Origin of the sequence: Streptomyces sp. S465, from assembly GCF_026898115.1 — a bacterium.
Classification (GTDB): domain Bacteria; phylum Actinomycetota; class Actinomycetes; order Streptomycetales; family Streptomycetaceae; genus Streptomyces; species Streptomyces luomodiensis.
This window is the reverse complement of sequence record NZ_CP114036.1, coordinates 375,912-387,789: the sequence shown is the minus strand read 5'-3', so window position 1 is coordinate 387,789 and position 11,878 is coordinate 375,912. Positions and strand designations below refer to the sequence as shown.

The 11,878-nt window shown below is 71.3% G+C and carries 13 protein-coding genes; 10 read left to right on the top strand and 3 right to left on the bottom strand.

Annotated features, from left to right (window positions below):
- Positions 1-7: 7 nt before the first annotated feature.
- On the bottom strand, positions 8-1,570 hold the full coding sequence (crtI, locus tag N6H00_RS01850; protein WP_268969736.1) for a phytoene desaturase family protein: 1,563 nt from the start codon (positions 1,568-1,570) through the stop codon (positions 8-10).
- Positions 1,571-1,859: 289 nt separating this feature from the next.
- Between crtI and N6H00_RS01845 the strand changes: the two genes are divergently transcribed.
- Both N6H00_RS01845 and N6H00_RS01840 read left to right on the top strand, forming a co-directional pair.
- Complete coding sequence (locus N6H00_RS01845) at positions 1,860-2,147, top strand: YiaA/YiaB family inner membrane protein (RefSeq protein ID WP_268969735.1); 288 nt, start codon at positions 1,860-1,862, stop codon at positions 2,145-2,147.
- A 129-nt stretch (positions 2,148-2,276) separates the two neighbouring features.
- Positions 2,277-2,747 (top strand): molybdopterin-dependent oxidoreductase, encoded by a 471-nt coding sequence (locus tag N6H00_RS01840; RefSeq protein WP_268969734.1) that lies wholly within the window; start codon positions 2,277-2,279, stop codon positions 2,745-2,747.
- Between the two features lie 28 nt (positions 2,748-2,775).
- Here the strand turns inward: N6H00_RS01840 and N6H00_RS01835 are convergent, their stop codons facing one another.
- Complete coding sequence (locus tag N6H00_RS01835) at positions 2,776-3,687, bottom strand: VOC family protein (protein WP_268969733.1); 912 nt, start codon at positions 3,685-3,687, stop codon at positions 2,776-2,778.
- A gap of 264 nt (positions 3,688-3,951) precedes the next feature.
- On the opposite strand from N6H00_RS01835, the gene N6H00_RS01830 reads away from it, so the two are divergent.
- The 8 genes from N6H00_RS01830 (at position 3,952) to N6H00_RS01795 (ending at position 10,783) form a co-directional block, all read left to right on the top strand.
- The gene (locus tag N6H00_RS01830; protein WP_268969732.1) at positions 3,952-5,391 is read left to right on the top strand and encodes a DUF1932 domain-containing protein; all 1,440 of its coding nucleotides are present in this window, start codon (positions 3,952-3,954) and stop codon (positions 5,389-5,391) included.
- The gene (locus tag N6H00_RS01825; RefSeq protein WP_268969731.1) at positions 5,388-6,725 is read left to right on the top strand and encodes a TRAP transporter large permease subunit; all 1,338 of its coding nucleotides are present in this window, start codon (positions 5,388-5,390) and stop codon (positions 6,723-6,725) included. Before N6H00_RS01830 ends, N6H00_RS01825 begins: the two co-directional genes overlap by 4 nt.
- Positions 6,726-6,741: 16 nt before the next feature.
- Positions 6,742-7,032, top strand: a complete 291-nt coding sequence (locus tag N6H00_RS01820; protein WP_268969730.1) for a hypothetical protein — start codon at positions 6,742-6,744, stop codon at positions 7,030-7,032.
- A gap of 106 nt (positions 7,033-7,138) precedes the next feature.
- A complete protein-coding gene (locus N6H00_RS01815) occupies positions 7,139-7,891 on the top strand; it encodes an IclR family transcriptional regulator (RefSeq protein ID WP_268969729.1) in 753 nt (250 codons plus the stop codon).
- Positions 7,892-7,905: 14 nt separating this feature from the next.
- Positions 7,906-8,877, top strand: coding sequence for a cyclase family protein (locus N6H00_RS01810; RefSeq protein ID WP_268969728.1), 972 nt, complete (start codon positions 7,906-7,908; stop codon positions 8,875-8,877).
- A gap of 198 nt (positions 8,878-9,075) precedes the next feature.
- Positions 9,076-9,768, top strand: coding sequence for an alpha/beta fold hydrolase (locus N6H00_RS01805; protein ID WP_268969727.1), 693 nt, complete (start codon positions 9,076-9,078; stop codon positions 9,766-9,768).
- Between the two features lie 110 nt (positions 9,769-9,878).
- Positions 9,879-10,019: a hypothetical protein gene (locus tag N6H00_RS01800; RefSeq protein WP_268969726.1), complete on the top strand. Its 141-nt coding sequence runs from the start codon at positions 9,879-9,881 to the stop codon at positions 10,017-10,019.
- Positions 10,020-10,024: 5 nt separating this feature from the next.
- A complete protein-coding gene (locus N6H00_RS01795) occupies positions 10,025-10,783 on the top strand; it encodes an alpha/beta fold hydrolase (RefSeq protein ID WP_268969725.1) in 759 nt (252 codons plus the stop codon).
- A 94-nt stretch (positions 10,784-10,877) separates the two neighbouring features.
- On the opposite strand, the gene N6H00_RS01790 is transcribed toward N6H00_RS01795, so the two are convergent.
- A complete protein-coding gene (locus N6H00_RS01790; protein ID WP_268969724.1) occupies positions 10,878-11,858 on the bottom strand; it encodes an SDR family NAD(P)-dependent oxidoreductase in 981 nt (326 codons plus the stop codon).
- Positions 11,859-11,878: the final 20 nt, after the last annotated feature.

Sequence of the window (11,878 nt, the reverse complement as noted above, 5' to 3'; positions counted from 1 at the left end):
TACCGGGTCATGGGACGGCGCCCTCGGGGGAGCGCGGCCGGGCGGGAGCGGTGGTGGGGCCGGCCGACGCGAACAGTGGGGACGGACGGTGGACACCGGTGATCCGGGCCGCGGCCAGCTTGCCGGAGATCAGGACGGTGGGGACGCCGACCCCGGGGGTGGTGCCGCAGCCGGCGAGTACGGCGTTGTCCAGACCGCGCACCAGGTTGCGGGGGCGGAAGGGGCCGGTCTGGGCGAAGGTGTGCGCGGCGGAGAAGGGGGTGCCGGCCGCGTGCCGGTGGCGTGCCCAGTCGGCGGGCGTCACCAGGCACTCTTCCTCGATGGCGGTGCCGAGGCCGGTCAGGCCCCGGCGTTCGAGTTCGGCGATCAGCCGGTCGCGGTAGCGCGGTCCCAGGTCCGCCCACTGGCGGGTGCCGGGGCCGGTGGCGGTGTTGGGACACGGCGCGAGGACGTAATGCAGATGCCGTCCCGGAGGGGCCAGGGAGGGATCGTGCGTGGTGGGCCGGGTGATCAGCAGCGAGGGGTCGCTCATGACCGTGCCGTCGCGGATGATCTCCCGGAAGGTGTTCCGCCAGGCGGCCCCGAAGGAGATCGTGTGATGGGCCAGTCGACTCCAGGTGCGGTCGGTGCCCAGGTGCAGGACCACGGCGGACGGCGCGTGCCGCAGTGGGAGGGCGCGCCGCGGGGCGTGCCCGAGGAGCCGGTGCACGACCGGCAGGTCGGGGGTGAGGACGACGGCGTCACAGCCGATGCGCTCACCGTCCGCGGTGTGCACGGCGGTGATCCGGTCCAGGGACCGTTCCAGCCGGGTCACCGTGGTGTGCCAGCGGAAGACGGCGCCCGCCTCGGCGGCGGAGTCGGCCATGGCCCGGGGCAGGGCGTGCATACCGCCGCTTGGGAAGTACACCCCGGCGACGGTGTCCATGTAGGCGATCACGGCATAGGCGGCCAGCGCCCTGGCGGGCGGCAGCCCGACGTACAGGGCTTGGAAGGAGAACACCCGGCGCAGCCGTTCGTCCGTCAGGAACCGGCCGATCCGCCTGTCGAGCCGTCCGAAGCCGCCCAGGGCCGCCAGCCGGGCGAGGTCGGGGTGCAGCAGCTGGAACGGCGAGTCGAAGTTGGTGTCGATGAAGCGCCGCATCTGGGCGGTGTAGAGGTCGGTCAGCCACGTCCGCAGCCGCCGGTAGCCGAGGGCCTCCCGCGCCCCGGCGAAACGGTGGATCTCGGACTCCATCGCCTCGGCCGCGGTGTGGACATCGAGCCGGCTGCCGTCGGCGAACTCCGCGCGATAGGCGGGGTGCAGGGCGTTCAGCTCCAGCCGTGCCGCGAGGGAGTCCCCGACGGCGGCCAGGGCCTCGTCGGCGAGGTGAGGCATGGTCAGCACGGTGGGCCCGGTGTCCATGCGGTACCCGCCGCGCTCCAGGAGTCCGGCCCGGCCGCCGGGGACCGCGGCGCGCTCCACGACGGTGACCCGGCGTCCGGCGCCGAGCAGATGCAGGGCGGCGGCGAGTCCGGACAGCCCGGCGCCGACGACCACCACATGGTCGGTGGCGCCCTTGACGGTTTTCACCGGGGCATTCCTTTCTCGGCTTCCTCGGCGGAGCCGCGCGGTCCCGTCGTCGTGTTACGGGAACGACGTGCCCCTTCGCCCGCCCCTCGGACACCGGTCGTGGACACAGGTGACTCGTAAGGGGGAGGGAAGCTGTACCGGACGGCCCAGCGAAGCGCTGGGCGGCCGGGCCCGCCACCCGTCCGGGCTCCGGTCCGGAGGCGATCACGTCGGCCCACGCCTGTTCTGAGTACGTGACTGAGTATCCGGACGGATGTGCGGCCGGCCGGGCCCGCACACTCTTGTCCGCATGAGTGAGACACCGGTCAAGCAGCAGAGTACGGCCGCGTTCTACGGTCAGGCGGTCGCTTCCTTCGCCGTCGCCATGGCGGCCACCGCCATCGGCATCTTCCGGCTGAACGCCGACGCCTGGGTGCGCGGCTTCCTGGCCATCGCCGTGCTCTACCTGGTGACTTCCGCCTTCACCCTGGCCAAGGTGATCCGGGACCGGCAGGAGGCCGGACAGATCGTCAGCCGGGTCGATCAGGCGCGGGTGGAGAAACTGCTCGCCGAGCACGACCCCTTCCAGAAACTGTGACCACTTCGCGCGGATGCGAGCGTGACAGGCGAAAAGCCTTGCATATCCGAGCTGAGGTCCGGGATCTCTTGGCATGTGCGTTTCCCCGGGCGAGAAGTGCGGGTACGGTCATCGGGGAGGTGGAAGCCCGTGAGCCCGACTTCTGCGATCGCGCCGCCCGCCCGCTTCACCGTGAGCGGCGATGTCCTCCGCCCCGCCTGCCTGGCCGTGGCTGATCTGTGCGCCCTGCCCCTGCGGCGGGCACAGGTCAGCTTCGAGTGCGCGACCAGCGGTGTGCGGCACCACCGGTTCGAGGGGCCGCTCCTCTATGACGTGCTGCATACGGCGGGGCCCTCCTTCGACCCCGTACGACGCAAGGACAGACTGCGTTTCCTCATCGCCGTAACCGGCGGCGACGGCCATCACACGGTGCTGAGTTGGGCCGAGATCGACCCCGACTTCGGGAATGCCCCGGTGTTGCTGGCGACCCGTATCGACGACACGCCGCTCGATCCGCACGGCCCGCAGCTCGTGGTCCCGCAGGACCGTTGCGGTGCCCGGCACATCAGCGGGGTGACCTCGCTACGGGTCGACGGCCGGTACGTCTCGCCGGGCTCGTAGCGCAGGCCCGGCGTCCTCGACGCCGCCCTCAGGTGGGCTGCTCCTCGTGGTTGACGATGAAGTCGGCGGGCATCCGCGGGCTCCACACCGCCGGCGGGCAGTCCCAGTCGTTCGCCTGCCAGTTCTCGGTGATGCGGTCCATGTCGCTGGAGTACTCGATCCAGCTGCCCCACGGGTCCTTGATGTAGTGGAAGAAGTTCGACCCCAAGGTGTGCCGGCCCAGCCCCCAGCCGTCGGCGTGACCGGCCTCGGCCATGCTCCGGGCGCCCATGGCGATCTGATCGATGTCCGCCACCTCCCAACTGGAGTGGTGCAGGCCGGGATGGGTGCCGGGGACGAAGCCGAAGACATGGTGGTCGCCGGGGCCGGAGTTCATGAAGGTGGCCATGGAGCGGACGCGGTCGGAGGTGCGCAGGCCGAGGACACGGCCGTAGAACCGCTCGGAAGCGGCCAGATCGGTGCTGAAGATCAGCATGTGGCCGAGCCGCCGTGGGCGTGGCTTCTCCTCGGCGGTGAGCCAGCGGGCCCGGTCGACGCGCCGGACCCGGTCGCCGAAGTTGACCTCCTGCGCATCCGTCGTGCCGAAGTCGCGCCAGGGGGCCGGCTCGTCCTCCCGCAGGTTCACCAGATTGCCTTCGTGGTCGCGTAGCCACAGGCCGCCTTCCAGCTCCTTCGGGGCATCCACGAGTGGCACTCCCAGCCCCTCCAGATGACGCTGCCATTCCTGGAGGGAATGCGGCTCCACGGCGAAGGCGATGTGGTGCAGGCGCTTGACCGGACCCTCGGTCAGCACCGTCTGGTCCAGGTCACGGCCTTCGCAGCGCACCACGACCGTGTTGCCGCGCTCCGAGGTCTCCAGTCCGAAGGCGGCGTAGAAGCTCTCGCCGACGTCCAGTGACGGAACTTGTATGCCGTAGTGCAGTAAGCCCTTGACTCGCATGTGCCCTCCTCAGGCGGGTGCCGCTGGTGGTGTGGTGCTGCCTCGTGGTGATGATGCCCTGGTTGCGGCGAACAGCGTGATGGCACCCGCGCGCCTGACCGGCCACCGTCGGCGGCGACCGGGCCGAAAGGCCCCGGCAGTCCCCTGCTCCGTGGCCGATTTTGATCGATCATTCGTCAGCTCTTGACGTCCGTGTGACGTCAGAGCAACATCCTTCCGCACGTAGTGAGAGAAGCTATCACTGTATGAGAAGGCGTAGGTGTGATGAAGGTCGGAATTCTGGGCCTGGGCGAGGCCGGGGCCCTGTATGCGACGGGTTTTTCGGAACACGGCTGGCAGGTGGCCGGCTTCGATCCGGGCGATGTGCCCACCCCGGCGGGTGTCGCGCGGGCGGCCTCGCCGGCTGACGCCGTTCAGGGCTGTGACCTGGTGCTCAGCCTGACCGGTGCGAAGGCGGCGCTGGCCGTGGCGGAGGAGGCCGCTCCGTACCTGCCGGACGCGACCGTCTATGCGGACATGAACGCCGGGGCGCCGGAGCTGAAGAGGAAGATCGCTGATGTGATCGCCGCATCCTCCCGGGCGCTCTTTTCGGACGTGTCGGTGATCGGCTCGGTGCCGAAGTACCGCCACCGGACCGCTCTGCTGGCCAGTGGCCCCGGAGCCCCGGCGGTCGTCGGCCACTTCGGTGCTCTCCAGGCCCCGGTGGAGGACCTGGGCGCCGAACCCGGGGCCGCCTCGGCGCGCAAGCTGCTGCGCAGCCTGTTCATGAAGGGGGTGGCCGCGGTCATCGTGGAGGCTGTCGACGCGGGGCGGGCGGCCGGCGCCGAACGGTGGGTCCGCGGGCAGATCGCGGCGGAGCTCACCGGCGGCGAGGCCACACTGGAGCGCCTGTACCGGGGAACGTACAAGCACGCCGACCGCCGGGCGCGCGAGGTGGCGGCGGCCGCGGACCTCCTGCGGGAACTCGGCCTCGACCCCGGGCTGGCCCGCGCCGTCAGCCGGCTGCACACACTCACCGGCCGCCCCGAGGGGCTGCGGGACACCACCCGGCTGACGCCTGCGGTGCTGGCGGCCTACCAGGGACTGCCGACGGCGAACATCGGCGATGCCACCGAGCGGCTGGGGCTGCTGGACTCCGGTATCAGCGCCCTGTGGCCCGGTGCGCGCGCCGTTGGCCGCGCTGTGACGGTGTGGACCCGGGCGGGGGACAACCAGGCGATTCACCAGGCCGTAAAGATCGCCGAACCGGGTGACATCATTGTGGTCAATGGGGAGGGCGACGTATCCCGCGCGCTGATCGGAGAGCTGATCGCGGAGCGCGCCCGAGCCAGAGGCGTGGTGGGCATGGTGCTGGACGGAGCCGCTCGCGATGTCGAGGTTCTGGCCGAGATGGGCTTCCCCGTGTGGGCGCGGGCGGTCACCCCGGCCGGCCCCTACAAGTTCGGGCCCGGCCGCGTCGGGGTGCCGGTCGCCGTGGGCGGTGTGGTCTGCCAACCGGGAGACCTGGTGGTGGGAGACGGCGACGGTGTCGCGGTCGTCCCGGCCGACCGCGCCGCGTCCGTCCTGGCCGCCGCGCGCGAGGTGGAGGCCGAGGAAGCGCGTCGGCGCGCCGGCATCCGCGCCGCGGCCACCGCCACTGCCGCCACCCTCGCCACTGCCACTGCCACTGCCACCGCCACCGCCACGCCAGGAGAAGCGTCGTGATCGCCGTATGGGCCCTGGCCTGCTATGTGATGGCCATCATCGTGTGGAACGCCGTCCTCAAGCGCAACATCGGCGAGGCGCTGCTCGTCGGATTCCTGGTCACCGGCCTGTTCGCCGGGCGCGACATCGGACACGTCATGTGGCACGGGCTCGTCGAGGCCATGCAGGAGGAGGTCACCTTCGCCGCCCTGGCCTTCGTGTTCATGAGCTATCTGCTCTCCCGCACACCGGTGCTGGACCAGCTGCTGGCGATCCTGAACTCCCTGCTGGGGCGGGTACGGGGCGGCCCCGTCTACACCTCCACCATCGCCGCGGGCATCTTCGGCGCCATCGCCCATGTCGGGGCGGCGGTGACCGCGGCCGTCGGATCCGTGACGATCCCCTGGATGAAACGCTCGAAGGTGAGTGGCGAGCTCGCGGCCACCGTCGCCGCCGGCGGCGCGGGCATGGGCGTGACCTTCCCCTTCAGCTCCACCATGTTCATCCTCATGGGCTCGGCCGGTGTGGCCTCCATGGCGACCACCGACGACATCGTGCTCCCCCTGTTCCTGGGCGGCCTGTGGTGTCTGGGCTATCGCATGCTGGCCGCCTTCGTCATGGTGCGCCGCCACAAGATCCAGTCCATGGACCGCGCCGACCTGCTGCCCCTGCGCACCAGCCTGAGCGCGGGCTGGACGAGTCTGTTCCTGTTCGCCGCGATCGTGGTGCCGCTGCTGCTGACGCGGGGCCCCTCGGGCGGCGCCCTCGGCGACTGGGTCGGCACCAGGATGTCGGACGCCATCAGCCTGATCACCTGGATCCCCGTCCTGCTCATCGCCACGGTCCTGATCCTGGGCCGGCGTCACCTTCCGCGCTCGGGCCCCGAGTGGTGGCGGGTGCTGGGCCATGCGGCACCCCAGTTCGGAGTGATCGGCGTCACCATCGTCGCCGCCTTCTCCGCCTCCAACGTGCTGGGCGAACTCGGACTGCCGCAGCAGCTGACCGATCTGCTGGCCGGGGTGGACGCTCCCCCGTGGGCCATGGCGCTGATCGTGGGTGTCCTCGTGGTCGGCGTCGCCATCCCGCTCACCGCCAGCGCCACCATGGCGGCCATCGGCCCGGTGGCGGTCTCCTCCCTCGTCGGGGCCGGGGTACCGCCGGCCACCGCCTGCGTCGCGGTCCTCATCTTCGCCTCGACCGAGGGCGCCTCGCCCCCGTCCGGTGCCCCCATCTACGTCGCCAGCGGCATCGCCGGCATCGACCCGGCCCGCACGTTCGTACCGCTGGCCGCGTACTACTGCGTTCCCATCCTGCTCATCGGCGCCGCGGTGGCCACCGGCGTCCTGCCCGTCTGAACGTCAAGGACCCACCATGGCTCACCGTCTGCTGCAACCGCTCTTCCGCCTCAGCGTCATCGTCTTCCTGCTCGGCGGCGTCATCATCGTCCTCGGCCAGGCCATCGGCATCCTGCTCGGCGACGCCCAGTGGGTGGCGGAGGTGGAAACCAGCGCCCAACCGCCCACCTGCGTCGTCGCGAGCATCTGCGGCATCCTCTCCTTCGCCCTCTCCTACCGGCGGGACACGGACCCACGGGAGAACGCCGACGCCGCCACCGGCGACCGCTCGCCCGAGCGGGCCGCCGCGGTGACCCGGCCGGAATGAGGCAGCCGCTCCCTGGGTGGATCGTGTGCGATCCACACTCCGCTCGCATGGTGATAAGTCTTATCGAGACCGCCGTGTGCCGAGCCGACCATCCAGGAGCCCCTCAATGGCCACCACCCCCGCCTCCGCCATGCGTTCCCTCGACCGGGCCTTCGATGTCCTGGGTGTCCTGGAGGACACCCGGCAGCCCCTGCGCCTGAGCGAGGTCGCCCGGCGCGCGGAACTGCACGTGGCCACCGCCCAGCGCATCCTCAACGTGCTCATCGAGCGCGGCTACGCCGCCAAGGAGGAGACCGGCTACGTCGCCGGCCCCGCCGCCGTCGCCACCGCCCACGCCTTCCTGGTCAACAACCGTCTCAGCCAGGTCGCCCTCCCCGTTCTCCAGGAACTGGCCGCCACCACCAGCCTGACGGCCAGCCTGTACGTCCGCGTCGGACACTTCCGCGTGCTCATCGCACGCGTCCAGGGCCGCAACCCGCTGCGCTACCAGCTGCCCATCGGCGAGAAGCTCCCCCTGTACCTGGGCGCCGGAAAGGCCCTGGCCGCCTGGCTGCCCGACGCCGAACTCCACTCGCTCATCGAACAGTCCGCGCCCTTCACCCGGGTCTCCGGCGAGCACGTCACCGCCGAGGACCTGGCCGCCGACCTCGATCAGGTCAGGAAGGCGGGCTACGCCCTGTCCCTGAGCGAACGCGCGGTGAACGTCACCGCCGTCAGCGCTCCCATCCGCCACGCCGAGGACGTCCTCGGCGCGCTCAGCATCGCCGGACCCAGCAGCGAACTCACCGAAACCGACCACACCCGCCTCATCGGCGAAGTGTGCCGGGCAGCCGACGCGATCGCCGCCCGCTGCCCCTGACAGGAGCCACCCACGTGTCACTGCCCACCCACCGACAGCTCACCGAACGCACCGACGCTCCCCCCGGATCCAGCTGGCACCTCTTCACCGACCACCCCGAACGCGGCATGGCCAACTTCGCCGGCCCCCAGCAGATCCGCCGCGCGGCCGCCACCGTCGTCGAGGGGCACGCCTTCAACCTGGACTACCCGCTCGACGCCTTCGACCCGCCCATGTCCAAGGCCCGCGGCATTCCCCACCACCGCATCACCGCCAAGCACGACCAGGCCCGCGACGACGTCCTGGACAACTTCCACCTCCAGGCCGGCAGTCAGATCGACGGTCTGCGCCACCGCCGCGCCTCCGGACACGGCTTCTACAACGGCGTACCCGATGACGAGATCGCCCCCCGCAGCCCCCGCCTGGGGGTCCAGCTGTGGGCCGAAGTGCCCCTCGTCGGCCGCGGTCTCCTCATCGACATCGACGGTCTGCTCCGCGACCGCGGCACACCTGTCCGCCATGCCGACGGTCCCGCCCTCACCACCGACCTCCTCGACGACGCCCTGAAGGAACAGGGCTGTGGCGTCGAACCCGGAGATCTCGTCCTCGTCCACACCGGCTGGGCGGCCTGGTACCTCACCACGACCCCCGAGGAACGCGCCGAGGTCCGCGCACAGCGGCGTGCCACCGGCTTCGCCCAGAGCCGTTCCTTCGCCGCCTGGTGCTGGGACCACCGCATCGCCCTGATGGCCACCGACACCTTCGCCGTCGAGGTCCTCCCCGTGCTGGACACCAGCGACTTCCTCCGCAGCGCGCCCGAGGACGACGGGATGATGCACCAGGAGCTGATCGCCAAACTGGGCCTGCCGCTCGGCGAACTGTGGAACCTCACCGCCCTCGCCCTGGACTGCCGTGCCACCGGCCGCTGGGACAGCCTCCTCACCGTCAAGCCCCTGAACCTGACCGGGGGAGTCGGCTCACCCGCGAACGCCACCGCCCTGCGGTAGCGCGCGGCGCCACCCGGCCGTGCGCGTCGGTTTCCGCCGGGACGACCCCGGCTCATGTCGAGAACCTCGCGGTTTCCCCCGCCGTGTCGGTGACGGCGCCGCGGTCCTGTCCGATGGCGTAGGAACCCGGCTGTCCGCCGCGGCCGGGAGGCGCCCGGCCGCGGCGTTCGTGACGGTCGTGACGAAGGGAAGCGGGACATGGGAAACGTGGTGCTGGTCCACGGCGCGTGGAGTGACGGCTCGATCTGGCAGGAGGTCATCGGCGACCTGCACGACAGGGGCCATCGGCCGCTGGCCGTCCAGCTGCCGATGTCCTCGCTCGCGGACGACATCGCCTGGACCCGTCGGCACATCGACGCGCTGGACGGTCCGGTCACCGTGGTCGGCCACTCCTACGGCGGCACCGTCATCTCCGGCGCGGCGCTGGAGCATCCCCGGGTCGGCTCCCTGGTCTTCGTCGCCGGCTACGCGCCTGACGAAGGGGAGACCATCCCGATGCTGAGCGACAAGGGCACCGAGATGCCCGGCCGCGCGGCCATCCGGTTCGGTCCGGACGGCTGGTCGACCGTGGACCCGGAGATGTTCGGCGACGCGCTCGCCCACGACCTGCCGCCCCGCCTCGCCCGGACCCTGGCCGTCGTGCAGAAGCCGACCCACGGGGCATGTCTGACGGCGCCGGCACTTCCGGGCGCCTGGCATGACCTGCCCTGCGGCTATGTGCTCTCCACCCAGGACCGGATTCTCGATCCGGGGCTGCAACGATGGTTCGCGCTGCGGGCCGGAGCGGTCGTCACCGAGCTTCCCAGCAGTCACCTCTCCCCACTGTCCCATCACGAGGCGGTGGCCACGGCCATCACCTCGATGCTGCGCGACGAGCCGCTGACGGGGTGACGCAGCGGCCCCCGCGCCGGGTGGCCACAGGACTCTCGGACCAGTCCCGAGAAGGCGCTTGATCCCCGACGCGGTCGACACGGGCAGCCGGGGGCGGGCAAGCTGGAGACATGGTTGCTCTGGTGCACTGCCTGGACCGGCAGGCGTTCGTCAATATGATCGGAGACCCCGGATACCGCGTGGTGGCCCCCCTGTGTGGTGAGCCGCTGGTGGCGGCGGTACGGCGGCCGACCTCGCCGATCGGGAGGTGAGCGCGGTGCCGAAGGTCTTCGTGCATGGCAATCCGGAAACGGCGGCGGTGTGGGACCCGTTGCTCGCCGAGCTGGAACGCGCCGGTGCGGCACGCTCCGAGCTGATCTGCCTCTCGCCGTACGGATTCGGTGCACCCCTGCCGACCGGGTTCGGCGCGACGGTGGGTGAGTACCGGGACTGGCTGATCGGCGAGTTGGAGAAGGTGGGCGAACCCGTCGATCTGGTGGGCCACGACTGGGGCGGCGGACACGTCGTGAACGTCGCCATCGCCCGGCCGGATCTGCTGCGCAGCTGGGCGAGCGACGTCGTCGGAGCCTTCGACCGCGACTATGTCTGGCATGAACTCGCCCAGCGTTGGCAGACCCCTGGAGTGGGAGAGGCCGATGTCGCCGAACGGTTCGGCGCGGCCCTGGAAACGCGGGTCGTGGCACTCGTCGAACGCGGCGTGAACAGGCCGGTGGCCGAGCAGATCGCCGCGGCGCAGGACGAGACAATGGGCCGGGCCGTGCTCGCGCTCTACCGCTCCGCCGCACAGCCGATGATGTCCGAGCTCGGCCGGGACCTGGAACGTGCGTCCCAGCGGCCCGGCCTGGCGATCCTCGCCACCGAGGACCACATGGTCGGCACCGAGCGGCAACGCCGACGCGCGGCCCAGCGCGCGGGCGCCCGCGTCGAGACCCTGGACGGACTCGGGCACTGGTGGATGACCCAGGACCCCGCGCGTGGAGCCCGCGCCCTGACCGAGTTCTGGGCGCGGTGCTGAGGACCGGTCATGCAGCGCCGGAGGGCGGCCGGCCCCGGTCGGCCCCGTCCGGCGGTGCCGACGGGGCAGTGGACCGTCAACTGCCCCCGCGCACTCAGGCAGTGAGCAGTTGCTCGCTCAGCTCCCAGAGCCGCTGGGCGGATCGCGGGTCGATGGAGTGCGACGCCACCTCGGACGGGATGTCCTCCGCGGTGACGGGCCTGGGCTCGTCATCGAGCGGCGAGATGTCGTTGTCCTTCAGATAGACACCGCCGATCTCGGCGAGCAGGGGGCTGGTCGCGGCGAACACGATGGTGCCGGCGCCTTGCCGCGGGGTCTTCTTCCCCCGTTCGGGGTCGATGATCGGCTGACCGGACTCGTCGATCAGCCCCTCGGCCCGCAGAGCCTCCTGGCCCGCCGCGCTGTTCAGGCTCGTGCCGACCACCACCCCCGGGTGTACGGCGTAGCCGCGGATCCCCTCCTCGGCCCACCGGCGGTCCAGCTCGACGGCGAAGAGCACATTGGCGGTCTTGGACTGCGCGTAGGCCATGGTGGGGTGGTAGCCGCCGGCGAAGTGCGGGTCGTCCCACCGGATGTCGGAGAACCGCTGGGCTCCGGAGGTCACGTTGACCACGCGGGCGCCGTGGGCGGCGCGCAGAGCGGGCAGCAGACCGAGCGTCAGCTGGAAGTGGCCCAGATGGTTGGTCGCGAACTGCGCCTCGTATCCGCGCGCGTCCCGCTCGAGTTTCTCGGGAGCCGGCAGGGCGGCGTTGTTGACCAGGATGTGGAGCGGACGGCCTGACTCCAGCCAGCGCTCGGCGAAGGCGTCGACCGACGCCGGGTCGAGCAGGTCCAGCCGGCTGACCTCGACGCCCTCGATCCCGGCCAGCGCCGTCCTGGCACGGTCCGGGTTGCGCGAGCCCACGGTCACGGACGCGCCGGCTGTGACCAGCGCACGGGTGACCTCGCGGCCGATACCGGCATGACCAGCGGTGACGATGACGTTCTGGCCGGCCAGGTCGATGCCGGCGAGGACCTCGTCGGCCGTCGACGCGGCGGTGAATCCCGATCCGATGGGGTGCTGCTGGTGTGTCATACGACCCGTCCTCTCCTCAT